This window comes from Siculibacillus lacustris, assembly GCF_004328075.1.
Lineage (GTDB): Bacteria > Pseudomonadota > Alphaproteobacteria > Rhizobiales > Ancalomicrobiaceae > Siculibacillus > Siculibacillus lacustris.
The window spans coordinates 51,650-77,344 of the sequence record NZ_SJFN01000017.1; the positions used below are offsets into that span (position 1 = coordinate 51,650).

Consider the following 25,695-nt stretch of genomic DNA (forward strand, 5'->3'; position numbering starts at 1 on the left):
CACGCGCCGCAGCGGACGCCGGCGCTCACTTCAGCCCGACCAGCGCCTGACCGCTGTAGGTGGTGACCGAGCAGCCGATACCGGCGGCGCGCAGGCGCATGCACGACTTGGCCGCCTCGGCCTGGGACGGGTAGGGGCCGGCGAGCAGGCGCGCCTCCATGCCGGTGTCGGATTCGCGCAGCCGCGCCAGCGGTTCCAGGCCGCGGCCGAGTTCGGCGTGGCGCCCGGCGAGGTCGGTCCACGAGCGCCGCAGCGAGGCGAGCGAGCGATAGCCGCCGAGATCGATCGCCGCGGATTCGCTGCCGGTCGCGGCGGCGGCGACGGCGGTCGCGTCGCTCTTGACCAGCGCCGGCGGGGTCGCGTCCGACCGGTTGGCGCCGGCGTCGAGCGGGTTCACCACCGGCGGCTTGACCACGATCGAGCTCGACCGCGCCACCGTGCCGGTGGTCGCCGGCCCGTCGGCATCGGTCGGCGGCAGGCCGCCCGGACCGCCCGGCACCACCGCGGCGATCACCGCCGGCGGCGCGGGCGGGGTAGCCGGCGGCATCTCCACCAGCGGCTTGGGATTGGGCATCGGCAGCCGCTCGGGCAGGGCGCGATCGGTCTTCTCGGCGGCCGGCTTGTCCGGTGTCGCGGGCTTGTCGGGTGCCGCGGGCTTGTCGAGCGCGGCGATCCGGTCGGCCTTGTCCGCCGCGGCCTTGTCGCCGGTGGCCTTGTCCGCGGCGATCTTGTCGGCCGCAGCCTTGTCGGCGGCCGGCTTGTCGCCCGGCTTGGCGGCACGCGGGTCGATCGGCGGCATCTGCGCCAATTGATCGCGGGCCACGGCGGGGTCGCCGGCGAGCTTCTCCTCGATCTTGTCGAGGCGGCGCGACAGGCCGTCGCCCGACAGGCCGACCTGGAACATCCGCCGCTGCAGATCGCGGATCTCGGTGCGCAGCTGCTCGATGTCGCGAGAGGTCGCGGGCGATTCGTTGGTGGCCAGCGGCATCGGCGAGATGCGCTCGGCCCCGACGATCCGCGAGGCCGGCACCGCCATCGGGGCGCGATCGCCGCGGCCGATCGAGCCGGTCACCTCGGTCGGATCGGGCAGCGCGATTTCGGCCTTGGCGATCTCGGTGGTGGCGCTGCGCGGCGGCGCGTATTGCCAGGAGGCGACGCCGAGCACCAGGGCCACGACGGTTGCAAAGCCCCAGGCCACGAAGGCGAGGCCACCCGAGGTCGTCTCGTCGTCGAGGAGCGACGAGGGGGAGGTGTCGGGTCCGCTCTTCCTGGCCACGTTCGGCAGTCTCTCGGTCTGTGGGCTCGAATCGATGGTTCAGAGTATCATCAAGCCGCGGCCGACGGGCAGTCGCCGTGGTCGCGCCGGCCGAGGATCCCGCCCGACGGCGCGCAGACTTGACCGCGACCCTTCGGGGATGTTCTGACCGAGGCACTGTGACGAGGACGGTGCGACCGCGCCTCGTCGGCCCAGACCGCAACGGAGCCCGTGGACCATGACCGATCGCTCTTGCCTCGCCATCGTGCTCGCCGCCGGCGAGGGCACGCGGATGCGCTCGAAACTTCCCAAGGTTCTGCACGAGATCGGCGCCCGACCGATGGTCGCCCATGCGGTGGCCACCGCCCGCGCCGCCGGCGCCGACGCGGTGGCGGTGGTGGTCGGCCCCGGCCACGACAAGGTCGCCGAAGTCGCCGGCCGTGCCGGCGCCGGCGAGACCTTCGTGCAGAGCGAACGCCGCGGCACGGCCCACGCGGTCTTGTGCGCCCGCGCCGCCCTGGAGCGCGGGCCGGACACCGCGATCGTGCTCTACGGCGACACGCCGTTGGTCCGTCCCGCGACCATCGGCCGCGTCCGCGAGGCACTGGCGGCGGGCGCCGACGTAGTGGTGCTCGGCTTCCAGGCGTCCGATCCGACCGGCTACGGCCGCCTGATCCTGCGCGACGGCACGCTCGAGGCGATCCGCGAGGAGCGCGACGCGACCCCGGCCGAGCGGGCGGTCGATCTGTGCAATTCCGGCATCATGGGCTTCCGCGGATCGGTCGCGCTCGCCCTGCTCGAGGCGATCGGCGACGCCAACGCCAAGGGCGAATATTATCTGACCGACGCCGTCGAGATCGCCCGCGCCCGCGGCCTCGCCACCGCCGTGGTGATCGGCGGCGAGGACGAGTTCCTCGGCGTCAACGATCGGGTCCAGCTCGCGACCTGCGAGGGCGTATTCCAGAAGCGCCGCCGCGCCGAGGCCCTGGCCGCCGGCGTCACCCTGGTCGCCCCCGACAGCGTGATCTTCGCCGCCGATACCGAGATCGCCGGCGACGTGGTGATCGAGCCCAACGTGGTGTTCGGCCCCGGCGTGACGGTGGCGAGCGGCGCCCGCATCCGCGCCTTCTCCCATCTCGAGGGGGCGACGGTCGGCGAGGGGGCGATCGTCGGTCCCTATGCCCGCCTGCGCCCCGGCGCCTGGCTCGGCCGCGACGTCCACGTCGGCAACTTCGTCGAGATCAAGAACGGCCGCGTCGAGGACGGCGCCAAGGTCAACCACCTGACCTACATCGGCGACGCCCGCATCGGCGCCAAGGCCAACATCGGCGCCGGCACCATCACCTGCAACTACGACGGCTTCGGAAAGTACCACACCGACATCGGCGCCGGCGCCTTCGTCGGGTCCAACGCGTCGCTGGTGGCACCGGTGGCGATCGGCGACGGCGCCTGGGTCGGCTCCGGCTCGGTGGTGACCAAGGACGTGCCCGCCGATGCGCTGGTGGTGGCGCGTGCCCACATGATCGTGCGGCCGGGCTGGGCGTCCGCCTTCCGCGCCCGCAAGGCCGCCGAACGCGCCGCCAAGAAGTGACCGCCGTGGCGGCGGGCCCGAGAGGCGTCACCGGCCGGTGATCGGCGGATTCGCAACAATTCGACACGCAATGTGATTTCTACCGAGGCCGCCCGGTCCGGTAGTAAGGTCGCAGACAACAACGATCGAGGTCGTTCTCATGTGCGGAATCATCGGCATCGTCGGGCGTGAGCCGGTCGCGGGACATCTCGTCGACGCGCTGAAGCGGCTCGAATATCGCGGCTACGACTCCGCCGGTCTGGCCACGCTCGAGACCGGCGGTGTACTCACCCGGCGCCGCGCCGAAGGCAAGCTGCGCAATCTCGAGATCCGCCTCGCCAAGGAGCCGCTCGAAGGCGTCATCGGCATCGGCCACACCCGCTGGGCGACCCACGGCGCCCCGACCGAGGCCAATGCCCATCCCCACGCCACCAAGCGGGTGGCGGTGGTCCACAACGGCATCATCGAGAATTTCCGCGAGCTCAAGGACGAGCTGATCGCCGCCGGCCACCATTTCGAGTCGGAGACCGACACCGAGGTCGTCGCCCAACTGGTCGATCGCAAGATGGAACTCGGGATGAGCCCGGCCGACGCGGTCGCCGCCGCGCTCAAGCGGCTGACCGGCGCCTTTGCGCTGGCCTTCCTGTTCTCCGGCGAGGAGGATCTGCTGATCGGGGCGCGGCGCGGGTCGCCGCTGGCGGTCGGCTGGGGCACCGGCGAGATGTTCCTCGGCTCCGACGCCATCGCGCTGGCGCCGTTCACCGACCGCGTCGCCTATCTCGAAGAGGGCGACTGGGTGGTGGTGACGCGGGCCGGCGCGGTGATCCACGACGAGACCGACGCGATCGTCCAGCGGCCGATCGTCACCGTCTCGGCCGCCGCCTTCCAGGTCGACCGCGGCAACTACCGCCACTTCATGGCCAAGGAGATCCACGAACAGCCCGAGGTGATCGGCCATACGCTGGCTCACTACCTCGATCTGACCGCCGGCTGCATCCGTCTGCCGGTGACCCCGTCGTTCGATTGGGCCAGCCTCGACCGCCTGTCGATCGTCGCCTGCGGCACCGCCTATTACGCCGGGCTGGTCGCCAAATACTGGTTCGAACGCCTCGCCCGGCTGCCGGTCGAGATCGACGTCGCCTCGGAGTTCCGCTACCGCGAACCGCCGCTGCCGAAGAACGGGCTGGCGCTGTTCGTGTCGCAGTCGGGCGAGACCGCCGACACGCTCGCCGGCCTGCGCTACTGCAAGGCCCACGGGCAGCACGTCGCGGCGGTGGTCAACGTGCCGACCTCGTCGATCGCCCGCGAAGCCGACGTGGTGTTCCCGACCTTGGCCGGTCCGGAGATCGGCGTCGCCTCGACCAAGGCCTTCACCTGTCAGCTGGCTGTGCTGGCTTCGCTGGCGGTCGCCGCCGGTCGGGCGCGCGGCCATCTCGGCATCGACGACGAGAAGCGTCTGGTGCGCGCCCTCGGCGACCTGCCGGGGCTGGTGGTCAAGACGCTGCGGCTCGAGCCGCGGATCGTGCGGCTCGCCCGCGAGATCGCCAAGGTCGAGGACGTGCTCTATCTCGGCCGCGGGTCGAGCTATCCGATCGCCCTCGAGGGCGCCCTGAAGCTCAAGGAGATCTCCTACATCCACGCCGAAGGCTATGCCGCCGGCGAGCTCAAGCACGGCCCGATCGCTCTGATCGACGAGGTGATGCCGGTGATCGTCATCGCACCCTTCGACGCGATCTTCGAGAAGACCGTCTCCAACATGCAGGAAGTGGCGGCGCGCGGCGGCCGCATCATCCTGTTCACCGACTCCCGCGGTGCCGCGGCGGCCTCGGTGCCGACCCTCGAGACCATCGTCCTGCCCGACATGCCGAGCGAGATCGCACCCTTGGTCTATGCCGTGCCGGTGCAGATGCTCGCCTATCACACCGCGGTGTTAATGGGCACCGACGTCGACCAGCCGCGCAACCTCGCCAAGTCGGTGACCGTCGAGTGACGGCCCCGACGGGCAGGTGAGGCCGGCGCCGGCGTCCGTCAGGCGGCGTCGGCGACCCGCCGGTGATGGCCGCCGCCGTGGCGGTGGCTGTCGAGATAGCGCCTGAGCCGGGCGGCGACGTAGTTGCGCGCCAGCTGCAGCCGCAGCACGGCGGCGCCCTGGGCGTCGAAGGCCTCGGCGAGCAGGGTCATCGGCTCCGGTTCGACGCCGAAGTCGAACTTGTAGGGCTCCGCGCCGATGGTGAAGTCGAATTCGCGGAAGCCTTCGCCGACCGCCCAGGCGATGGCGTCCTCGACGATCAGCAGCCCGGGCGACCAGTTGTTGAACCGGGCGTCGTGGCCGAGCGCCAGCAGGCGGAAGCCGTCGGCGTCGCCGATGCCGAAACAGGCGGCGATCGGCGCACCGTCGAGGGTGAGCCACAGCACGCGGGCCGGATCGCCGGCCTCGGTCAGCCGCCGATAGAAGCAGGTGGTCTCGGGCTGCGCCCCGTAGCGTTCGTCGCGCCAGGTCATCAGCCGATCGAGCGCGACGCGTGCCTCCGGGCCGTTGCCGGCATGGAAGGCGAGGTCTCCCTTGCGACCGAGCTTGCGGCGTTTGCGCGCCAGACTGTGGACCATCGACGGCGCAAAGCGGGTGGCGCGCAGACTCTCGAAGTCGCCGTCGAGCGGCAGCGGGTGGCGCACGACCTGCGACCGGCGTGTCCCCGCGAGATCGGCGAAGGGCGTCGGCCGGCCGCCGACCATCGCCGGCATCTTGTCGATGAGGAGATAGGCGGCGCCGCTCGGCAGGGCCGCGACGATGCGATGCCACAGGGCCGCGGCCTCGCGCGGGGTCGGGCGGAAATCCGTGGCGATCAGCGGCAGATTGTAGTCCGAGACGCCGAAATCGAAACTCGTCCAGAACGGCAGGGCGCCACGCGCGTCGAGCACCAGCGGCAACACGAGGCGCGCCCGTCCGTCGCCGGCGGATCGGGCCACCACCGCGATCACCCGCTCGACGCCGGAACCGGCGCAGGCGAGCCAACAGTCGAGCCAGGAGCAATGCTGGAAGGCGGTCGGTCCGAACGCCGGCGGCAGCGCCGCGAGCGTCTCGCGGACCTCCGCGAAGCCGTCCACGATCGCGATCTCGTCGTTGGTCGCCGTCATCCGGTGTCTCCGGTCGTCCAGGCCCGGCCGAGGGCCTACGTTGCGGCAGCCGCCTTCGGCCGGTGCCTCTCGCCAGGACACCACCTTAGGCGCGCGACCTGAAGGAGACGTAAGGGAAGGGTGCGGCTCCGCGTCGCAGCCTCCGACCGCGCCGGCGCCGGCCGCTTCGCTGTGCGGGCCTCACGCTGCCGACCAAAGCACCGCAGCAGCCATTCTTCGCGCTGCGAAAAGGGGCTAGTGTAGCGACCGACAGCGCCGGAGGACCGGTATGAGCGACAAGAAAGAGACCGTTCCCCTGCGCCAGGGATGGGGCGCGCGGATCCGCAACCACTTCGTCACCGGGGTGGTGGTGGCCGGTCCCTTGGCGATCACCGTCTACATCGCCCGCGGCTTCCTCGAATGGGTCGACGGCACCGTCAAGCCGATGATTCCGACCGCCTGGAACCCCGACACCTATCTGCCCTTCGGCGTGCCCGGCTTCGGCCTGTTCGTGGCGCTGGTCGGCATCACCCTGCTCGGGGCGTTGACCGCCAGTCTGGTCGGCCGCACGCTGCTCTCCTACGGCGAGGATCTAGTCGGCCATCTGCCGTTCGTGCGGCCGGTCTACAAGACCCTGAAACAGATCTTCGAGACCTTCGTGTCGTCCCGCCACGACAGTTTCCGCGACGTCGGGCTGATCGAATGGCCGCGGCGGGGGGTGTGGTCGCTGGTCTTCGTCTCCGGCCCGGCGCGCGGCGAAGTCGCGCAGCGCCTGTCGGCCGAGCGCCCGGACGTGGCGCCCGACGCCTGGCTGACGGTGTTCATCCCGACCACACCCAACCCGACCGGCGGCTATGTGATGTTCCTGCCGCGCGACGACGTCCGTATCTTGCGCATGGCCATCGAGGACGCGGCCAAGCTGATCATCTCCGGCGGCATCGTCACCCCGGATTGGGAGCCGCCGCCGGCGGTCGAGGTGCCCGATCGCTTCGACCATCCGACCTGACGCGGCGGGCGGCGCCCGGAGCCCGCCTTCGGTCAACCGGCCCGGATCAGACGGATGCCCTGGTCCTGGTCGAAGAGATGGAGCAGCACCCGCAGCGCGGTGCCGCGCGGGGATTCGAGATCGGGGTCGCGGGCGAGGATCAGCCGGGCGTCGTCGCGGGCTGCGGCGAGCAGGTCGGCGTGGAGATCGAGCCGGGCGAGGCGGAAGCCGGGCAGCCCCGACTGGCGGGTGCCGAGCACTTCGCCGCCGCCGCGGAGCTTCAGATCCTCCTCGGCGATCACGAAGCCGTCGTCGGTCGAGCGCAGGATCTCCAGCCGGGCGCGCGCCGTCTCGCCGAGCGGGCCCTTGTAGACCAAGAGGCACGAGGAGGCCTCCGAGCCGCGCCCGACCCGGCCGCGCAACTGGTGGAGCTGGGCGAGGCCGAAGCGCTCGGCGTGTTCGATCACCATGATCGTCGCGTCGGGCACGTCGACGCCGACCTCGATCACCGTGGTGGCGACCAGGAGCCGCGTCTCGCCCTCCTGGAAGGCGCGCATCGCCCGGTCCTTGTCGTCGGCCTTCATCCGCCCGTGGACGAGGCCGACGATCGGCCCGAGGCATCGGGTCAGATCTTCGAAGCGCTCCTCGGCCGCGGCGAGGTCGAGCGTCTCGCTCTCCTCGACCAGGGGCGACACCCAGTAGACCTTGGCTCCGCCGGCGATCGCCCGCGCCAGCCCTTCGACGATCTCGCCCATCCGCTCCGACGAGGCGATGCGGGTGGCGATCGGCTGGCGGCCGGCCGGCTTCTCGGTCAGCCGCGACACGTCGAGATCGCCGAAGAAGCTCATCATCAGAGTGCGCGGGATCGGCGTCGCGGTCATCACCAGGAGATCGACCGAGCGGCCCTTGGCGGTCAGCGCCAGGCGCTGATGGACGCCGAAGCGATGCTGTTCGTCAACCACGGCGAGTGCCAGATCGGCGAAGGCCACCGGCCCCTGGAACAGCGCATGGGTTCCGACCAGGATCGAAATCGCCCCCGACGCCAGCCCTTCGAGGATCGCCTCGCGCTCGGCGCCCTTCTCGCGGCCGGTGAGGATCGCCCAGGAAATGCCGGCGGCCTCGGCCAGCGGCGCCAACGCCCGGGCGTGTTGGCGGGCGAGCAGGTCGGTCGGCGCCATGATCGCCGCCTGACCGCCGGCCTCGACGGCGGCGGCGGCCACGAGCACCGCCACCAGCGTCTTGCCCGAGCCGACGTCGCCCTGCAGCAGCCGCAGCATCCGCTCGGGCCGAGCGAGATCGGCGCGGATCTCGTCGAAGGCCTGGACCTGCGAGCCGGTCGGCGTGAAGGGCAGGGCGGCGAGGATCTTGTCGGTCAGCACGCCGGTGGCGATCCGCGGGATCTTGCCGCCGCGCTTGGCCGAGGCGCGGACCAGGGCCAGGGTCAGCTGTTGGGCGAGCAGTTCGTCATAGGCCAGCCGTCCCGCCGCCGGCGCCGCGGCGCCCTCGCCGATGGTGGTATCGGGATGGTGGACCGTCGCCAAGGCGCCGGCGAAGTCGGGCCAGCGCCCGGCCGCCAGCCAGTCGGCGTCCTGCCATTCGGGGAGATGCGGCAGCCGCTCCAGCGCCCGCTCGACGGCGCGCGCGATGGGGCGCGATGTGAGCCCTTCGGTCTGGGGATAGATCGGCTCGACCAGCGGCAGTTTGTCGAATTCCGCCTCGCTGACCACGAAGTCGGGATGGACCATCTGCGGCGCGCCGTTGAACCACTCGACCCGGCCCGACACCCAGCGCTTCTCGCCGACCGGCAGGAGCTTGGTCATCCAGTCGGCACGCGCCGAGAAATAGACCAGGGCGATCTCGCCGGTGTCGTCCCATCCGTAGACCCGATAGGGGGCGCGCGAGCCGCGCGGCGGTGCCTTGTGGCGGTCGATGGTGAGGAGCAGCGTGACGATTGCCCCTTCGGGGGCCCGCGCCACGCCGGGGCGCAGGCGCCGGTCGACGATGCCGGTCGGCAGATGGAACAGCAGATCGACCACCCGCGCGCCGGCCCCGGGCAGCGCCCGGCCGTCGTCGAGCAGCCGGTCGAACAGGCCGACCGTCTTCGGCCCGACCCCGGGCAGGCTCGCGACGGAGGCGAACAGGGGCGTGAGGATCTCGGGGCGCATCGGGCTCGCAGGGTTCTGGATTCTGCATATGTTCTAGCAGGCGCGACCGCCGCCGGGAAAGGGCGAAGGGGAGGGGGCGGCCGCAGGGCGGACAGGCGCGGGGCGACGGCCCTCGGAGCATCCGCGTTCGGCGCCTCTCCTACCGGCGCCACGTGCCGCCGGGCGGCTTCTTGTCGCGACCGAGGCTCTGCAGGCTCGGGTAGCGGCCGCGCCGGGTCGGCGGCGGCGGCGCCGGCGGCGGGGTCGGCGCCAGATGCAGCTTCTTGGTCTCCGGGCGCTCGATCATCTCGGGCGTCACGGTCACCGGGCCGTCGTCCTTGCGTTCGGCGATGCGCACCAGCTGGATCAGCACCACCGCGGCGCCCTTGAGGCGATCGATCGGGCCGGGCCAATCGCGCGACAGCACGATCTTCTGGTCGGGGCGGATCTTGGCGAGGCTGCCCTGTTCGGCGATCCAGCGCACCAGACCGGCGGGATTGGCGAATTCGCCGCGGCGGAACGACACCACCACGCCCTTCGGCCCCGCTTCGATCTTGTCGACGTTGGCGCGGCGGCACAGCGACTTGATGTAGACGATCTTCAGGAGGTGCTCGACCTCCTCCGGCAGGGCGCCGAAGCGGTCGATCATCTCGGCGCCGAAGGCGTCGATCTCCTCGGTCGTGGCGAGGTCGGCGAGGCGCTTGTAGAGGCCGAGCCGCAGCGCCAGATCGCCGACATAGGTCTCCGGGATCAGCACCGGCGTGCCGACGCTGATCGACGGCGACCACTGCTCCTCGGGCAAGGTCTCGTCGCCGGACTTCAGCGCCGCGACCGCCTCCTCCAGCAGCTGCTGGTAGAGCTCGTAGCCGATCTCCTTGATGTGGCCCGACTGTTCCTCGCCGACCAGATTGCCGGCACCGCGGATGTCGAGGTCGTGGCTGGCCAATTGGAAGCCGGCGCCGAGACTGTCGAGAGACTGCAGCACCTTCAGCCGGCGCTCCGCCTGGGCGGTCAGTTTCTTCTCGGCCGGCGTCGTGAAGATCGCATAGGCGCGGACCTTGGACCGGCCGACGCGGCCGCGCAGCTGATAGAGCTGGCCGAGGCCGAACATGTCGGCGCGGTGAACGATCAGGGTATTGGCGGTCGGGATGTCGAGGCCGGATTCGATGATCGTGGTCGACAGGAGCACGTCGTATTTGCCTTCGTAGAAGGCGTTCATGACGTCCTCGAGGTCGCTCGCCGGCATCTGGCCGTGGGCGACCGCGACCTTGACCTCGGGCACCACCTCTTCGAGGAACTTCTTGCGCTCGCCGAGATCGGAGACCCGCGGCACCACATAGAAGCTCTGGCCGCCGCGATAGTGCTCGCGCATCAGGGCGTCGCGCACCACCAGCGCGTCGAAGGGCGAGATGAAGGTGCGGACCGCCATGCGGTCGACCGGCGGGGTGGCGATGATCGACAACTCGCGCACGCCGGTCAGCGCCAGCTGCAGGGTGCGCGGGATCGGCGTCGCGGACAGCGTCAGGACGTGGACCTCGGCCTTCAGCTCCTTCAGCCGCTCCTTGTGCTTGACGCCGAAGTGCTGCTCCTCGTCGATGATCAAGAGGCCGAGGTCGCGGAAGGCGATGCCCTTGGCGAGCAGGGCGTGGGTGCCGACCACCACGTCGAGGGTGCCGTCGGCGAGTTCCTTCTTCACGGCCGCGAGATCCTTGGCCGAGACCAGGCGCGAGGCCTGGGCGACACGCAGCGGCAGGCCCTTGAAGCGCTCGGCGAAGGTGCGGAAATGCTGGCGGGCGAGCAGCGTGGTCGGCACCACCACGGCGACCTGTTTGCCCGAGGCGGCGACCGCGAAGGCGGCGCGCAACGCCACTTCGGTCTTGCCGAAGCCGACGTCGCCGCACACCAGACGGTCCATCGGCCGACCCGAGGCGAGGTCGTCGAACACCGAATCGATGGTGGCGAGCTGGTCGTCGGTCTCCTCGTAGGGGAAGCGGGCGCGGAACTCGTCGTAGAGGCCTTCGGGCGGCACGTGGCGCGGGGCCGACTTGAGCAGGCGGGCGGCGGCGGTCTTGATCAGCTGATCGGCGATCTCGCGGATCCGCTTCTTCATCCGCGCCTTGCGGGCGCCCCAGGCGACGCCGCCGAGGCGGTCGAGCTGGGCGTCGCTGTCGTCGGAGCCGAAACGGGTCAGCAGTTCGATGTTCTCGACCGGCAGATAGAGCTTGTCGCCGCCGGCGTAGGTCAGCTCCAGGCAGTCGTGCGGCTCGCCGGCCGCCGTGATGGTCTTGAGGCCGGTGAAGCGGCCGATGCCGTGGTCGACGTGGACCACCAGATCGCCCTCGGCGAGGCCGGCGACCTCGGTCAGGAAGGCCGAGCCCTTGGGGCGCTTCTTCTTGGCGCGGATCAGGCGGTCGCCGAGGATGTCCTGTTCGGCGACGACCGCGAGGCCGTCGATCTCGAAGCCGCTCTCGAGCCCGAGCACCGCGAGGCCGACCTCGCCGGATTCCAGCGTGCCGATCTCGGGGTAGGTGGCGAGCGTGCGGGTGCGGGCGAGGCCGTGGTCGCCGAGCACCTGTTTCAGACGATCGAGCGCCCCGTCGGACCACGCGGCGACCATCACCCGCGGGGTGCGGCCGCGCAGCTCGCCGAGATGGGCGACCGCCGCGTCGAACACGCTGGAATCGGCGCTGGCCCGTTCGGCGGCGAAGCCGCGGCCGGCGCGGCCGCCGAGATCGACCACGTCGAGGCGGTCGCCGGGCAGCGCGAAGGGGGTGAGCCGAACGCTCGGGCGATCGACCAGCGCGGTGCGCCATTCGTCGGCGGTGAGGTGCAGGCGGGCGGGATCGAGCGGCTTGTAGGGAACCGTACCGCTCATCGCCTGATCCAGCGCCTCGCGGCGGGCGTCGAAATGTTCGCGGACCTCGGCGAGGCGGCCGGCGAAGACCTCGTCGGCCTCGGCGTCGAGCACCACGCGGGCGTCGCCGCAATAGTCGAAGATCGTCTCCAGCCCGTCGTGGAACAGCGGCAGCCAGTGTTCCATGCCGGCGTAGCGGCGGCCGTCGGTGATCGCCGCATAGAGCGCGTCGTCGCGGGTGGTGGCGCCGAAGGCGGCGACGTAGTTGCGGCGGAAGCGGCCGATGACCTCTGGGACCAGCGTCACCTCCGACATCGGCACCCATTCCAGGCGCTTCATCTGGCCGGTGGTGCGCTGGGTCTCGGGATCGAAGCGGCGGATCTGTTCGAGATCGTCGCCGAAGAAGTCGAGGCGGACCGGGGTCTCGGCGCCGGGGGCGAAGAGATCGAGGATGCCGCCGCGCACCGCATATTCGCCGGTGTCGCGGACCGTGCCGGTGCGCTCGAAGCCGTTGGCCTCGAGCCAGCGGATCAGTTCGGCCATGTCGGCGCGGCCGCCGGCGATCGCCGAGAAGGTTTGGGCGGCGACGCTCGCCCGGGTCGGCAGGCGCTGGGCGGCGGCGTTGACGGTGGTCAGCACGACGATCGGCCGGCGGCGCTCGCGCGGGCGGGCGAGGTGCGACAGCGTGGTCATCCGTCGGGCGACGATGGCCGGATTGGGCGACACCCGGTCATAGGGCCGGCAGTCCCACGACGGCAGGGTCAGCACGGTGACGTCGGGGGCGAAGAAGGCGAGCCCGGCCTCGAGCCGCTGCATCCGGAGGCCGTCGCGGCACACCACCAAGAGCGCCGGGCGCCCGTCGCGCGGCCCGGCATCGCGGGCGAGATCGCCGACGACCAGGCCTTCGGCACCGTCGGGCAGGCTCGACAGCGTCACATGGGTGCGGGTGCGGAACAGTCCGGTGAGCTTCTTCAACGACGGCGAGGCCTCGGGTTCGGGGGCGCGGCGCGCGCGGGCGAGGCCGGCGGCGGCGCGACGCCCGGGCGATGCGGGGCCGGCGCCGGAGCCGACCGCCGATGCGCGGGGGTCAGGTGACCTTGTCGGTGGTCGCCGTGTGGGCGAGGATCGCCGCCCAGACCGGGCGGTCGTGGATCGGATCGACGGGGATCGACCCGACGATCCAGGAGAACAGTTCCTGATCGCCGACGTCGAGCAGTCGCTCGAAATCGGCGAGATCGGCCTCGCCGAGACCGGCGAGATGGGCGTCGGCGAAGGTTCCGAACACGAAGTCCATTTCCTTGGTCCCGCGATGCCAGGCGCGGAACAGGGCCTTCTTGCGGCGCGGCTCGAGGCCGTCGCTGGAAATGGTGGTGCTCATGCGCGTGCCCTCACGTGTCGTCTCCGGGCGAGTTCTAGCGGGAAGGGGCCCGAATGTCACCGAAAACGGCGGCAGGGCCGACCGGCGCCGACCGCGGGGGGCGGGGAGGGGCGCCGACAGGCCAGCACCTCACTCCACGCGGCGCCGCAGCGCCGGGGGCGTGCGCGCCGAGCGCACCGCCGGGCGGGCGGCTTTCGGGGTGCTCGGCTTGGTGCGCCAGCCGACGCCGCCGACGATCACCGTGCGATTGCCGCGGAAGTCGGTCTCGCAGACGATCGCCCCCTGTTCGGCCATGTAGGTGAGCAGCCAGCGGCCGCGCGACGGCGAGTGGCTGCCGTAGGCATTGGCCAGCGTCTCGTCGGAGGGGCAGGGGGCATTCTCCTGCGCCGCGCGGGCGACCATCAGGAACACGCCCTGCATCTCCTCCGGCAACCCGTCGGCGATCGCCAACACCGCGCTCCAGGCGTCGTCGCCGTCGTGATCGGCGATGCCGGCGCGCGCCAAGGCGAGGCGGCGGCGGAACAGCGACAGATCGGCGGCGACCTCGCCGAGCCGGCGCAGGCGGCAATGGAACTGGAAGTCCTGGTAGAGCAGGGCGACCGGCCGGAACGCGGCTTCGGGGTCCGACAGGATCTCGGCGAAGATCTCCTCCAGCGCCCGTTCGATCGCCTCCGGCGGCAGGCGCTCGACCTCTTCGACCGGCTCGACCGCCGGCCGGGTCGCCGCGACCCGCGCCAAGAGCTCGGCCGTACCGGTCTTGACCACCCGCGGCGGCCGCACCGGGCGGACGATCTCTTCCTCGCCGCTCGCCGGGGCGAAGATCAGGCCCTCGAGATCGTCGCGCGAGGTCTCCGGCAGCGGCATCAGCTCGGGCCTGCCCGAACGGCCGCGGGTCGCCACCGCGCCGATGCGGATCGGCACCGGGCGGCGCGACAGGGCCGGGCCGAGAGCGACGAACTGGCCGGGGGCGAGATCGCGGAAGGCTTCGGCCTGACGGCGCTCCATGCCGAGGAGATCGGCGGCCCGCGCCATGTCGATGTCGAGGAAGGTGCGGCCCATCAGGAAGTTCGAGGCTTCGGCCGCGACGTTCTTGGCGAGCTTGGCCAGCCGCTGGGTGGCGATGATCCCGGCGAGCCCGCGTTTGCGGCCGCGGCACATCAGATTGGTCATCGCCCCGAGCGAGGCCTTGCGCGCCTCGTCGGAGACCTCGCCGGCGATCGCCGGGGCGAACAGCTGCGCCTCGTCGACGGCGATCAGCATCGGGTACCAGTGATCGCGATCGGCGTCGAACAGTCCGCCGAGGAAGGCGGCGGCGGCGCGCATCTGATCCTCGGCGTCGAGGCCTTCGAGGTTGAGCACCACCGAGGCGCGATGGCGGCGGATGCGATCGGCGATGCGGGCGAGCTCGGCCGGGCTGCGCTCGGCGTCGACCACGACGTGGCCGAAGGCCTCGGCGAGGGTGACGAAATCGCCTTCCGGATCGATGATCGCCTGTTGGACGTGCGGCGCCGAGCCTTCGAGCAGGCGGCGCAGCAGATGCGACTTGCCCGAGCCGGAATTGCCCTGGACCAGCAGTCGCGTCGACAGGAGTTCCTCGAGATCGAGATGGGCCGGCTCGCCGGTCGACGTCGTGCCGAGATCGATTCCGACCTTCATTCCCACATCCGTCCCTCGGGTTTTCGGGACGGCGACCCTATCACGCGTCGCGCCGAGGAGTGTCCCGTCGGGCCGATCGTCCACAGGAGATCGAGGGCGGGTCGGCGGCCGCCCCGGCTCGCGCGGTCGTGACTTGGGGGCGGCGGTGGCGCGGGTTAGAGGAGGAGGTCGGCGATGCGCCCGACCGGAGTGTCCGCCGATGACCGTCCCCGCCCCCCCGCCGTCGGCCGAAGAATCGTCGCGGCGCGACCTGATCGGCCTGATTCTCCTCGCCCTGGTCGCCGCGGCGATGATCGCCGTCGCCCTCTCGGTCGGCGGCGGCATGGTCGGCGACTGAGCGGGGGGCGGCCGCGCCGGTGATCCCACGGCGGAACCGCGAAGATCGCGGGCGCGACGGTCCGCGGTCACGCGGGACGGAGCCGGTGGACGGCGACGGTCGCTGCAACCCGGGTGCCCGATCCCGGGGCGGACGGCGAAAGTCCCGGCGATGCGGGGGGCCGGATCGCGGGCCGGCGGATCGAACCACGAGCGGTGCGGGGTAATCGTCACGGGGACTTGAGTTTTTCCGGGCTTGTCGTCATTGAAGGCGCGAGGACGGATGGCCGAGTGGTTTAAGGCAGCGGTCTTGAAAACCGCCGTGGGGGCAACTCCACCGTGGGTTCGAATCCCACTCCGTCCGCCAACAAATCCTGGCAGCACATCGATGAATGGTGAGAGTCCCCGGCGAGCGCGCCGCGCCGGACTTTCGGTTGCGCGGTCGTGAGGGGAGGGCCGCGACGCGACGAGCGTCGCGGCCCGTTTCGTTCGATCAGCCGGCCCGGAGCCTGGCAACGGCGATGCTCGTGAGATCGAGCGTCAGGGCGACCAGGAGCGATGCGCCGACCAGCGGCATGACCACGCCGAGGATCACGACCACGGCGACGACGGCGAAGCCGACCCGGTCGTCGGGCAGCCGGCGCGGCGGGGCGAGCTTCCCCTTCGGCCGCCGCTTCCACCACATCGTCGCGCCGGAGACCGCGAGCAGGACGATCGCGACGCAGCCGGCGAGCATCACCAGTTGGTTGATCAGGCCGAATTCCTTGCCCATGTGGACGTTGGTCGACCATTCGAACAGCCGCCCGACCCCGCCGTAATCGGCGAATCGGACATCGACCAGGGGCTTGCCGCTGTACCGATCGAGGTGGATCAGCCGCTCGTCGGCGACCTTGGCCGGCCACACCGAGGCGGTGAACACCCCTTCGGGATCGTCGCCCGGCAGGTCGACGGCATAGCCGCGGTGGATGCCGCTGGCGTCGAAGACGGCGACCGCGGCGTCGAGGCCGATCGACGTCCCCGTCGTCGGCGTCGACTTGACCATCGGGGCGTTCTCGAGCACCCAGCCGGTCTTCTCCAGCACGTCCTTGCTCGGCACCGTCGACTTCGGCACGTCGTCCCACATCACCGCCGGATAACCGACGCCGGCCCCGGTCGCCCATTCGTTGACGTGAGCGCCCCAAAATACCGACCACGGCAGGCCGGTGACGGCGAGGAACAGGATGACCACGGCGGCGAAGGCGCCGGTCACCGCATGGAGATCGCGCCAGAACACCCGCTGCCGCGGGATCCCGCGCACCGTGACGACGCCGCCGTCGCGACCGCGCGGCCACCACAGGAAGACCCCCGTCAGAACCAGGATGATCGCCCAGCCGGCGACCAGCTCGATGAGGCCGTTGGCGATTGGACCGAAGTACTCCAGGCTGTGGATCTTGCGGATCACCCACATCAGCTTCGCGCGGTCATCGGTCTGACCGAGCACCCGGCCGTCGTGGGGATCGATCCACAGCGAGGTCTTGACGCCCGCCGCGGTCTTGATGCCGACCTCCGCCGACGCGGTCGGCGAGGCCGGCGGCACATAGCGGATCGCCGTCCCCGGTTGGGCGGCGAGTGCCCTCTCGACGATCGCCGAAGGGGCCAGCGGCGGCGTGGCGGACTCCGCCACGACGAGGGTCGAGCGGTGGACCACCGCTTCGATCTCGTTCTGGAACAGGTAGAGCGCGCCGGTGACGGCGAGCGAGATCATGAAGGGCAATACCATCAGGCCGGCGAAGAAATGCCAGCGCCAGAAGGCGCGATAGAGCACGGCGGTCGCCGGCCGCGATGCGGCGGCGTCGAAGGTCGTGTCGGTCATGGAAGCTCTCTTCGATCTGTCGGGTCGGCACGGCGATGCGGCACGAAACCCGAGGGGACGGTTCACGGTCGAGAAGCGCGTCAGATCGACAGAGCGGGCGGCGCGCGGGCGCCGAAGACATGGGGCGGCCGATGGACCGGTCCGCGGTGGTCGAGCCGCGCACCGATGCGATGCGTCGCCGAATCGGACGTGCGGCCGAGGGTCGGCGGCTCGGGCAGGGTCGCGAGCCCGAGGCCCCCGCCCATCGCACAGCCGAGTACGCAGCAGAGGTCGGAACCGTCGTGGCGATCGCGCGACGGTGCGTCCGGTGCGACCGTCGTCGAACCGTCGTGGGAACACACCACCGCGAGGAGGCGATCGAGATCGCCGTCGTCGCCACCGCGCACCGGCCCGACGCCGGCGACCAGCGATTGGACGAGGAACAGCACCGCCGCGAGGACGGCGACGACCGTCCGTGGTCTCTGTCTCGATCCGGATCGTCGCGTTGCCCTCATGGGCGAAGGCTAGCGATCGCCACGCCTCCGGTCAAACACGTAGCGACGCCGGCGCGCACCGAACCGATCGCCGGTCCCACACCGGCCGAAGAGGGTGCACCCGCCGAGCCCTCCGGTCACGGGCGATCGCATCGACGTCCTGACCGTGGGCATGGCGATCACCGCGGCCTGCGGCAATCACATGAACCCGCCGCTGTCCTGTGCGGACCCGGCGGCGATCGGATCGGTCGAGGTCCTGGCCGGCGTCACGCCGTTTGATCAAGGATGCGACGGGGCAGGCGGCCGTCAAGGCCGACAAGGACTACCTGTTGCAGACCTAACCTCCGCGACCTCGGCCCGAACAACATGCCGATGCTCAAGGATCTGAACATTCCGATCCGGGTGAGAGGAAAGCGCTGGGGCGTATTCCGCACCGTCTATGCCATCTGATCAGGCGTTCGACCCCTGGACGACGATCGTCGACAAATCGCCCGCTCCCGACACCGGGGCGGGCGGTTTTTTGTGTCGACGTCGACGAAGCCCATGACGCCTCCAGGGACAAGCAATTCTGCGGCCGATCGCAGAGCCGGCGCCCCGCTTTGCCAGCTTTGGATATTCTTCCCAAGGACACGGCGATAGGCAAGTCGTTTCAGGAGGTGATACGTTGGGCTTGCTACTCCGGCCTGATTACTCGAGGTGGCATTTTTCTTTTTTGTATATCTCTAGTTACACGACACGTGGGCACGACTTCAAATGAATCCGGAAGGTCGACATTCAACGTTCAGCATGGAACTCGCCACTCTCCAGGGTTCAAACGTTTTGGATGTGGAGACGGTGGAAGACTCGATGGACTTGAAGCCAGCGGAAGGCCGATCGGGCATCGACTGGACGCCGATTGCGCATGGCGCCCGCAGCACCTTCGCCGTGGTACATTTGGGACCCCTGCGGTTGCTCGGGGCCAATCTGCCGCCGAGCCTGTTCGAGGGAACCATTCGAGAGGCCCGGTATACGGTCTGGCTCGGCATGGAAGACCCCCATCGATCGGTGGTCAACGGAATGCCGCTGCCCGACGCGGCTCTGGTTCTGGGCGGCCCCGGGTCGCGGTGCCAATCCTATTGGCCGATCGATGCCAAACCGGCCCAGGCCGCGGCCGCGCTGTTCATTCCCGCCGAACTCCGTCCGGCCGGGTGGCCCGACGCCGCGCCGCTGCTCACGGTGCACCTCGTCGACCCCGCGGGACTGCAGCGGCTGCGGCAACATCTGCGGGCGACGATCCGCCTCGCATCCGCGCAGCCCGAGCGGTTCGCAGCCGACGGCGACCGGCGGGCGATGGGCGCCGAGGTCGTCGCGCGGGTGGCGAACCTCCTGGCGACCGCGACCGTCCAAACCCAGGCGAAGCCGGGGTTCTCGCGGGCCTGTATCGAGATGCTCGACCAGATCGACCGGTTCATCGTGAAGCGACTGGATCGGCCGATCCTGCTCGGCGACGTCGCCGACGCGTTGCGGGTGGCGCCGCGCACCGTGCACAACATCATGAAACTGACCCGTGGCATGACGTTGCAGACCTATGTGACGATCTTCCGGATGCGCTCGGCCCGGCGCCACCTGTTGCGCACCGAAGACTGCGATCTGGTCAAACAGGCCGCGCTGCGGCACGGCTTCGTGCACCTCGGACGCTTCGCGCAGGCCTATGCGCGTTTCTTCGGCGAGACGCCTTCGACCACCCTGGCGCGCCGTCGGGTCGAAGGCAACAAAGCAGAAAACGCCGGGAGTTAAGTTTATCCAAATCCGGCAAGCCTTACCCTGGGGCATCGTTCCGGTCGACGCGCGGTTCGCATATAGTCACACGATTTCAATGAGATATAGGAAGTGCCGGGCCCGAATGCGGACCCGGTGACCTCTCGCTCGTAACAGACTGTTAAGCACCGGATGGGACCGTTCATCGAGACGTTCCGCGTTGAAGAAGTTTTTTGTTCCTGGAAACACTTCGAAGAGGCCGAACAGACTGGAATGTCGGCGCTCGTCGCCGACGATTTCATCGGGTCGCTCCGTTTCGACGGAAGATCCACTGAATTGAGATGGGGGGACTCCATGGTATTCTTCGACAATCTGCGCATCGCCCGCAAACTCATGCTCGGTTTTTCGCTGGTGATCGTCGTTCTGATCGGCGTCGGCCTCATGTCGCTGCGCGCCTTCGATCGCACCTCGGACACCTTCGACGCCTACGTGCGGACGGCGGATGCCGAGACGATGGCGCTCAAACTCTACGGCAATTTCCTCGAATACCGCCGCGCCGCGCGGGAGGCGATCTACACCGAACTCCCCGACACCACCGCCGCGGTCAAGGACCGCGCGACCTTGTTCCGGCACGACGTCGGGGCCGGCACCGAGCGACTGACCGACCCGGCGCATCGGACGATCCTGGCCACGGCCACCGAGAGTTTCGAAGACTACGACCGCGAGTTGACCCGGATCATCGCTCTGAAGGCCGAAGCGCGGCGGTTGCTGCACGACGTGCTCGAACCGACCGGCAGCCAGTTGCGGGTCGACGTCGACGGCTTCCTCGCCGACGAGCGCTTCGCCGCCCCGGCCCGCGACGCGCTGGTCGTCGCGCTGGCCGATCTGCAGCAGGTGCGGATTCTCGCCTCCAAGGTCCTCGTCCAGCGCACGCCGGACAGTCTGGCGGAGGTTCGCCGGGTGATCGAGCGGACCGGCCGTGATCTCGACCGGGTCGTGGCGAGCACGCCGAACGGCGAGGCCCACCGCGCCGCGGAAGGACTGAAGGTCGGCTTCGGCCGTTACGTCACCGCCTTCGAGAAGTCGATTGAGATCGATGTCGAGATCACCGACAAGGTCGCGCCGGCGATGCGCCGGAAAGTCGAGAAGCTGACGAACGCCGTCGAAGAGCTGTTGAAGCGGCTCGACGCGGACGAAGCGACCGTCGCCAAGGACGCCGCGACGGAGATGACGGGGAGCCGGCGGCTGCTGTGGATCGGCACGATCGGCGGCACGCTCCTGTCGCTGGTGCTCGCGCTGCTGCTCGGACGGTTCATCTCGCGGCCGATCGTCGACACCACCGCGACCATGCGGCGGATCGCCGGCGGCGACACCGCCACCGTGGTCGAGGGCGTCGCCCGCACCGACGAGATCGGCGAGATGGCCAAGACCCTCGAGGTGTTCAAGACCTCGCTGGCCGAGACCGAACGGATGCGCGCGGAGCAGGAGCGCGCCAAGGCGGAAGCCGAGCGCGATCGGCGGACCGCGATGCATCGCCTGGCGGATGCCTTCGAGGCGGCGGTCGGCGACATCGTCCAGAGCGTCGTCAGCGCCTCCGCCCAGTTGCAGGGCGCGGCCCAGACCATGTCGGCCTCGGCCGAAGAGGTCTCGGCGCAGTCGGGGTCGGTCGCCGCGGCGTCGGAAGAGGCCTCGACCAACGTCGAGACGGTGGCCTCGGCGGCCGAGGAACTGACCTCGTCGATCGCCGAGATCAAGCGGCAGGTCGACGAATCGGCCCAGGTCGCGGGCCGCGCCACCCAGGAGACGGCGCAGACCGCCGGCAAGATCCGCACCCTCGCGACCGCGGCGTCGCGGATCGGACAGGTGGTCGATCTGATCAACAGCATCGCCGGGCAGACCAACCTGCTGGCGCTGAACGCCACCATCGAAGCGGCGCGGGCCGGGGACGCCGGCCGCGGCTTCGCGGTGGTCGCGGCGGAGGTCAAGCAACTGGCCGACCAGACCGCCCGGGCGACGTCGGAAATCGGCACCCAGATCGCCGACATCCAGGCCTCGACCAGCGAATCGGTCACCGCCATCGGCGGCATCAGCGAGGTCATCCAACGCCTCGATCAGATCGCCGCGTCGATCTCCGCCTCGGTCGAGCAGCAGGGCTTCGCGACCCGGGAGATCGCCCGCAACGTCACCGAGGCGTCGGCCGGGACCCATCAGGTCTCGGAGAACATCGTCGGGATCACCCAGGCGGCCTCCGACTCCTCCGCCGCGGCGAGCCAGGTCCTCGCCGCCGCCCGCGACCTGAACCAACAGTCCGGCCGTCTGCGGTCGGAAATGTCGGAGTTCCTGCGGACGGTCCGCGCCGGCTGAGCCGGGACCCGCACCGTTCCCCATCGAAGGCCTCCCGCTGCGCGCCGAAGATCGAACGATCGGCGGGAGGCCGCTCGCGCCCCTTTCCCTGCCCGAGGGCCACGACGATGTCGCATCCGACGACCTTCCCCCATGCGCACCCGTCCCACCGGGCACCGGCCGCCCATGCCGCGGATCGGCTGCCGTCGCCACGGCCCCGCTGGATGCCGCGGTACGCCATCGACACGGGGGTCCTGGTCGGTGCCGAATGCCACGTCGCGGCGCCGCGCCGAGGGACGGCCGGAACGGGGCGATCGAGCGGGCATCCGGGCACCGCCCTGACCCGCCTGGCGCTGGATGCCGCCATGGGGCTCGCCGACGAACTGTTGCTCCGCCGTCACCCCTTGCCGCTGTCGGTGGCGATGTCGTGCAGCGATCTCGCGGATCCGACCCTGGTGGCGCAGCTGCGCAACTGGAGCATCGCGCACGGCGGGGCCCATCGCCTGCTGGGGCTGGAGATCGACGTCGCCGGCTTTCATCGCCACCCGCCGGCGGAATGGGCGCAGTTCGCGCGCCTCGGCTATGAGGTCACCCTGTGCCGTGCGACCACCATCGGCGCGGAAGCGCGGGCGCTCGGGGTCTCGCGTCTGGCGTTTCCGCCGAGCCTGATCCGGCGGGCGACGCGCGATCCCCGTGCGGCGACGGTGCTCGCGGGCTTTGCCGAACGCGCCCACGCCGAGAACCTGGAAGCGGTGGTCAAAGGGCTCGGCGCCGAGCCGAGCCGTCTCCTGCGCGATCTCGTCGTCGCCGGGTCGTGGCAGTACGCCGCCGAGGTCGGCTCGGTCGATGCGGAGGGCCTGTGCGTCCTGGCCTGCGACCACGCCGGACGACGTGTGCCACGCCGGCGGCCCCTCGACGCCATCGTCGCGACCTGGGACGGGTTGGACCTGACCTGGGCCGATGCACGGGCACCGGCCGAGGAGGATCGCGCCGCGCGGACCGCGTCGGCGTCGCTGCGCCGGTCGTCGTCGGCGTCCTTCGGCTAGAGCCTGTTCCGATCGCGTCGAATCGACCCGATCGACGAGAACTCGGTCCGGGAAACGCCGGTCAGATCGAAACCGAGGCGAGCCTCGCGCCGTTCTGGCCATCGAACAGATGGAAATGGGTCGGCGTCAGATGCAACTGGTCGCCCTGGCGCACCGTGTGGCGTTCGCGGAACAGGGCGATGAGGTCGGCGCCGTTCGCGGTCGCGGTCACCTGGGTTTCCGATCCGGTCGGCTCGACGATCTTGACGCCGACCTCGAAGCCGCCGGCGGCACCGTCGGCGATGCGCAGGTGTTCGGGGCGGATGCCGAGGACCAGCGGCCGGCCGGCGAGTTCGCCATGGGTCGGCGACGGCGGCAGAGGGACGAAGGTCCCGGTGTCGGCCACGAACCCGGTGCGGTCGGCGACTTCGATGGTGCCCTTGAGAAAGTTCATCGCCGGCGAGCCGATGAAGCCGGCGACGAACAGATTGGCCGGCGTGTCGTAGAGCTCGAGCGGCTCGCCGGTCTGCTCGACCCGACCGTCACGCATCACCACGATGCGGTCGGCCATGGTCATCGCCTCGATCTGGTCGTGGGTGACGTAGACCATGGTGGTCTTCAGCCGCTGATGCAGGTCCTTGATCTCGGAGCGCATCGCGACGCGCAGCTTGGCGTCGAGGTTCGACAGCGGCTCGTCGAACAGGAACACCCTGGGATCGCGCACGATCGCCCGGCCCATGGCGACCCGCTGGCGCTGACCGCCCGACAGGTGGCGCGGGCGGCGATCGAGCAGGGCGGTGAGCCCGAGGATCTCGGCGGCGCGGGCGACCCGCCGGTCGATCTCGGCGCGGTCGATGCCGCGCAGCTTGAGCGAGAACGCCATGTTGCCGGCGACCGTCATGTGCGGGTAGAGCGCATAGTTCTGGAACACCATGGCGACGTCGCGGTCGCGCGGGGTGAAGTCGTTGACGAGCTGATCGCCGATCTTGATCTCACCCGAGGAGATGGTCTCGAGTCCGGCGATCATGCGCAGCAGCGTGGACTTGCCGCAGCCCGACGGGCCGACCAGCACCACGAACTCGCCGTCCTGGATGTGGATGGAGACGCCGCGCAGAATCTCGGCGCGATCGAAGGATTTCTTCACGTTGACGATGTCGACTGACGCCATGACCGCACGCTGTCCGATTTCGTTGAGGGAGAAGCGCGGTCAGCCTTTGACCGCGCCCATGGTCAGTCCTTTGACGACGAACTTCTGGAAGATCATCGTCAGAATGATCGCCGGCGCCATGATCGCCACCGCCGCCGCCATGACCCCGCCCCAGTCGACCTCGGCATAGGAGACGAAGTTGTAGACGGCGATCGGCAACGTCTTGGTCTTCTCCATGCTGAGCACCTGGGAGAACATGAAGTTGTTCCAGGAGAAGATGAAGGACAGCGTCACCGCGGTGATGATGCCCGGCCCCGACATCGGCAGGATGATCGCCCAGAAGGCATATTGGCGCGTCGCGCCGTCGACCATCGCCGATTCCTCCAGCTCCACCGGAATGGAGTTGAAATAGGCCGACATGATCCACACCACGATCGGTAGGGCGATCAGCATGTGGCTGAGCACCAGCGCCACGTAGGTGTCCATCAGATCGAGACGCGAGGCGATGATGTACCACGGCATCAGGAACGAGATGCCCGGCATCAGGCGCGCCAGGAGGATGAACAGGGCGAGCCGGCGCTGGGTGAAGCGTGAGATCGCATAGGCCGCCGGCAGCCCGATGACCAGCGACAGGCCGACCGCGAGACCGCCGACGACCGTCGAATTGATGAAGTATTTCAAGAAGTCCTGCTCACCGAACACCTTGGCGTAGTTCTGCAGGGTCGGCGAGAAGATCAGCTTCGGCGGCCAGGCGATGATGTCGGTCTGGGTCTTGAAGGACGACGACAACATCCACAAGAACGGGAACAGCACCACCAGCGATATGAAGACGACCACGACGTAGAAGAGCGCGTTCTGCAGGCGATTGTTCTTGTTCATCGACGGGTGCCTCCGACCCTGAGGTCGCCACGGTTCGAAGATCTCAATTCTCGGACGAAGACCGGAGCTTCATGATTCCCATGCTGCACAGGAGAACCAGGAAGAACAGGGCGATCAGGATGACGGAGGCCTGGCCCATACGGAAGTACTCGAAGGAATATTTGAAACCCATTATGTTCAGGGTTTCCGAGGCGTAGCCCGGCCCGCCGCCGGTCATGGCGAAGATGATGTCGAAGGTCTTCAGCGCGTCGATCAGGCGCAGGATCACCGCGGTCAGGATCACCGGCATGACCATCGGAATGGTCACGTAGCGCAGCACCTGCCACTGGGTGGCGCCATCGACCCGCGCCGCCTCGAACGGTTCTTCCGACAGGCCGGCGAGGCCGGCGAGCACGATCAAGGTGATCATCGGCGTCCATTGCCAGACGTCGACGATGATCAGCGACGGGATCACCGTCGCCGCGCTCGACACCCACAGGCCCTGCGGCAGGCCGAGCGACGACAGCGCGAAATTGGCGAGCCCGATGGTCGGATCGTAGAACAGGTTGAAGATGATCCCGACCGCGACCGGCGTCGACACCAGCGGCAGGAGCAGCAGCAGCTTGGCCAGGCTCTTGCCGATGAAGGCGCGGTTCAGAATGATCGCGATGGCCGTGCCGAGCACCGCCTCGATCACCACCGCGCAGATCGTGAAGGTGAGGGTGCGGACGATGGCGTCGACGAAGCGCGGCTCGAGCAGGATCTGGCCGTAGTTGCGCAGACCGATGAAGCGCATCGGCGCTCCGGAGGTCAGATTCCAACTCGTGAAGCTCAGCGCCAGCGTGTAGACGATCGGGAAGATCATCAGCAAGGCGATGAACAGGAAGGCCGGCAGCGGAAAGAGGATCCTGATGTTCTTTTCGATGAAGCTCGGCTTGTGCATCGACTGCCCCCGGTCTCGGTCGTCTCGTTCCTTCGCGGCGGAGACC

18 protein-coding genes and 1 tRNA gene are annotated in these 25,695 nt (G+C 69.7%); 8 read left to right on the plus strand and 11 right to left on the minus strand.

Going from position 1 to position 25,695, the window contains the following annotated elements; genetic code table 11:
* Positions 1-25: 25 nt before the first annotated feature.
* Positions 26-1,276: an SPOR domain-containing protein gene (locus EYW49_RS12510; RefSeq protein WP_131309917.1), complete on the minus strand. Its 1,251-nt coding sequence runs from the start codon at positions 1,274-1,276 to the stop codon at positions 26-28.
* A gap of 217 nt (positions 1,277-1,493) precedes the next feature.
* Between EYW49_RS12510 and glmU the strand changes: the two genes are divergently transcribed.
* Positions 1,494-2,846 (plus strand): bifunctional UDP-N-acetylglucosamine diphosphorylase/glucosamine-1-phosphate N-acetyltransferase GlmU, encoded by a 1,353-nt coding sequence (glmU, locus tag EYW49_RS12515; RefSeq protein WP_131309918.1) that lies wholly within the window; start codon positions 1,494-1,496, stop codon positions 2,844-2,846.
* A 139-nt stretch (positions 2,847-2,985) separates the two neighbouring features.
* Positions 2,986-4,815, plus strand: coding sequence for a glutamine--fructose-6-phosphate transaminase (isomerizing) (gene glmS / locus EYW49_RS12520; protein ID WP_131309919.1), 1,830 nt, complete (start codon positions 2,986-2,988; stop codon positions 4,813-4,815).
* 38 nt (positions 4,816-4,853) lie between these two features.
* On the opposite strand, the gene EYW49_RS12525 is transcribed toward glmS, so the two are convergent.
* Positions 4,854-5,960 carry a GNAT family N-acetyltransferase gene (locus EYW49_RS12525; protein WP_131309920.1) on the minus strand — a complete coding sequence of 369 codons (1,107 nt, stop codon included), beginning with the start codon at positions 5,958-5,960 and terminating at the stop codon, positions 4,854-4,856.
* Positions 5,961-6,228: 268 nt separating this feature from the next.
* Between EYW49_RS12525 and EYW49_RS12530 the strand changes: the two genes are divergently transcribed.
* Positions 6,229-6,945, plus strand: a complete 717-nt coding sequence (locus EYW49_RS12530) for a DUF502 domain-containing protein (protein WP_131309921.1) — start codon at positions 6,229-6,231, stop codon at positions 6,943-6,945.
* Positions 6,946-6,977: 32 nt separating this feature from the next.
* On the opposite strand, the gene recG is transcribed toward EYW49_RS12530, so the two are convergent.
* The 4 genes from recG to EYW49_RS12550 all read right to left on the minus strand — a co-directional run bounded on the left by recG (position 6,978) and on the right by EYW49_RS12550 (position 14,956).
* Entirely contained in the window at positions 6,978-9,089 is a 2,112-nt protein-coding gene (gene recG / locus EYW49_RS12535) for an ATP-dependent DNA helicase RecG (RefSeq protein WP_131309922.1), read from the minus strand.
* A 139-nt stretch (positions 9,090-9,228) separates the two neighbouring features.
* Positions 9,229-12,897, minus strand: coding sequence for a transcription-repair coupling factor (gene mfd, locus EYW49_RS12540; RefSeq protein WP_131309923.1), 3,669 nt, complete (start codon positions 12,895-12,897; stop codon positions 9,229-9,231).
* Between the two features lie 112 nt (positions 12,898-13,009).
* Positions 13,010-13,300, minus strand: a complete 291-nt coding sequence (locus EYW49_RS12545) for an FAD assembly factor SdhE (protein WP_131309924.1) — start codon at positions 13,298-13,300, stop codon at positions 13,010-13,012.
* 129 nt (positions 13,301-13,429) lie between these two features.
* Entirely contained in the window at positions 13,430-14,956 is a 1,527-nt protein-coding gene (locus EYW49_RS12550) for an ATP-binding protein (RefSeq protein WP_131309925.1), read from the minus strand.
* A gap of 199 nt (positions 14,957-15,155) precedes the next feature.
* On the opposite strand from EYW49_RS12550, the gene EYW49_RS23010 reads away from it, so the two are divergent.
* Positions 15,156-15,293 (plus strand): hypothetical protein, encoded by a 138-nt coding sequence (locus EYW49_RS23010; RefSeq protein ID WP_165498227.1) that lies wholly within the window; start codon positions 15,156-15,158, stop codon positions 15,291-15,293.
* A 255-nt stretch (positions 15,294-15,548) separates the two neighbouring features.
* Positions 15,549-15,638: transfer RNA gene (locus tag EYW49_RS12555), tRNA-Ser, on the plus strand.
* Between the two features lie 126 nt (positions 15,639-15,764).
* Here the strand turns inward: EYW49_RS12555 and EYW49_RS12560 are convergent.
* Entirely contained in the window at positions 15,765-17,123 is a 1,359-nt protein-coding gene (locus tag EYW49_RS12560) for a PepSY-associated TM helix domain-containing protein (protein ID WP_131309926.1), read from the minus strand.
* Positions 17,124-17,203: 80 nt separating this feature from the next.
* Complete coding sequence (locus EYW49_RS12565) at positions 17,204-17,617, minus strand: DUF2946 family protein (RefSeq protein WP_131309927.1); 414 nt, start codon at positions 17,615-17,617, stop codon at positions 17,204-17,206.
* A gap of 765 nt (positions 17,618-18,382) precedes the next feature.
* Here EYW49_RS12565 and EYW49_RS12570 point away from each other — a divergent pair.
* The 3 genes from EYW49_RS12570 (at position 18,383) to EYW49_RS12580 (ending at position 22,722) form a co-directional block, all read left to right on the plus strand.
* The gene (locus EYW49_RS12570) at positions 18,383-19,372 is read left to right on the plus strand and encodes an AraC family transcriptional regulator (protein ID WP_165498229.1); all 990 of its coding nucleotides are present in this window, start codon (positions 18,383-18,385) and stop codon (positions 19,370-19,372) included.
* 315 nt (positions 19,373-19,687) lie between these two features.
* Positions 19,688-21,697 carry a HAMP domain-containing methyl-accepting chemotaxis protein gene (locus EYW49_RS12575; protein ID WP_131309929.1) on the plus strand — a complete coding sequence of 670 codons (2,010 nt, stop codon included), beginning with the start codon at positions 19,688-19,690 and terminating at the stop codon, positions 21,695-21,697.
* A 107-nt stretch (positions 21,698-21,804) separates the two neighbouring features.
* Positions 21,805-22,722, plus strand: a complete 918-nt coding sequence (locus tag EYW49_RS12580) for an EAL domain-containing protein (protein WP_131309930.1) — start codon at positions 21,805-21,807, stop codon at positions 22,720-22,722.
* A 61-nt stretch (positions 22,723-22,783) separates the two neighbouring features.
* Here the strand turns inward: EYW49_RS12580 and EYW49_RS12585 are convergent, their stop codons facing one another.
* The 3 genes from EYW49_RS12585 to EYW49_RS12595 are packed head-to-tail and all read right to left on the minus strand — an operon-like array spanning position 22,784 to position 25,649.
* The gene (locus EYW49_RS12585; RefSeq protein WP_131309931.1) at positions 22,784-23,869 is read right to left on the minus strand and encodes an ABC transporter ATP-binding protein; all 1,086 of its coding nucleotides are present in this window, start codon (positions 23,867-23,869) and stop codon (positions 22,784-22,786) included.
* Between the two features lie 39 nt (positions 23,870-23,908).
* Entirely contained in the window at positions 23,909-24,727 is an 819-nt protein-coding gene (locus EYW49_RS12590; protein WP_131309932.1) for a carbohydrate ABC transporter permease, read from the minus strand.
* A 43-nt stretch (positions 24,728-24,770) separates the two neighbouring features.
* Entirely contained in the window at positions 24,771-25,649 is an 879-nt protein-coding gene (locus tag EYW49_RS12595) for a carbohydrate ABC transporter permease (protein ID WP_131309933.1), read from the minus strand.
* Between the last annotated feature and the right edge of the window lie 46 nt (positions 25,650-25,695).

Bases quoted from the DNA above. Each gene is read 5' to 3' on its own strand.
- glmU (WP_131309918.1), top strand. From the start codon at position 1,494: ATGACCGATCGCTCTTGCCTCGCCATCGTGCTCGCCGCCGGCGAGGGC.
- glmS (WP_131309919.1), top strand. From the start codon at position 2,986: ATGTGCGGAATCATCGGCATCGTCGGGCGTGAGCCGGTCGCGGGACAT.
- EYW49_RS12525 (WP_131309920.1), bottom strand. From the start codon at position 5,960: ATGACGGCGACCAACGACGAGATCGCGATCGTGGACGGCTTCGCGGAG.
- EYW49_RS12530 (WP_131309921.1), top strand. From the start codon at position 6,229: ATGAGCGACAAGAAAGAGACCGTTCCCCTGCGCCAGGGATGGGGCGCG.
- recG (WP_131309922.1), bottom strand. From the start codon at position 9,089: ATGCGCCCCGAGATCCTCACGCCCCTGTTCGCCTCCGTCGCGAGCCTG.
- EYW49_RS12545 (WP_131309924.1), bottom strand. From the start codon at position 13,300: ATGAGCACCACCATTTCCAGCGACGGCCTCGAGCCGCGCCGCAAGAAG.
- EYW49_RS12550 (WP_131309925.1), bottom strand. From the start codon at position 14,956: ATGAAGGTCGGAATCGATCTCGGCACGACGTCGACCGGCGAGCCGGCC.
- EYW49_RS23010 (WP_165498227.1), top strand. From the start codon at position 15,156: ATGACCGTCCCCGCCCCCCCGCCGTCGGCCGAAGAATCGTCGCGGCGC.
- EYW49_RS12560 (WP_131309926.1), bottom strand. From the start codon at position 17,123: ATGACCGACACGACCTTCGACGCCGCCGCATCGCGGCCGGCGACCGCC.
- EYW49_RS12565 (WP_131309927.1), bottom strand. From the start codon at position 17,617: ATGAGGGCAACGCGACGATCCGGATCGAGACAGAGACCACGGACGGTC.
- EYW49_RS12570 (WP_165498229.1), top strand. From the start codon at position 18,383: ATGGAACTCGCCACTCTCCAGGGTTCAAACGTTTTGGATGTGGAGACG.
- EYW49_RS12575 (WP_131309929.1), top strand. From the start codon at position 19,688: ATGGTATTCTTCGACAATCTGCGCATCGCCCGCAAACTCATGCTCGGT.
- EYW49_RS12580 (WP_131309930.1), top strand. From the start codon at position 21,805: ATGTCGCATCCGACGACCTTCCCCCATGCGCACCCGTCCCACCGGGCA.
- EYW49_RS12585 (WP_131309931.1), bottom strand. From the start codon at position 23,869: ATGGCGTCAGTCGACATCGTCAACGTGAAGAAATCCTTCGATCGCGCC.
- EYW49_RS12590 (WP_131309932.1), bottom strand. From the start codon at position 24,727: ATGAACAAGAACAATCGCCTGCAGAACGCGCTCTTCTACGTCGTGGTC.
- EYW49_RS12595 (WP_131309933.1), bottom strand. From the start codon at position 25,649: ATGCACAAGCCGAGCTTCATCGAAAAGAACATCAGGATCCTCTTTCCG.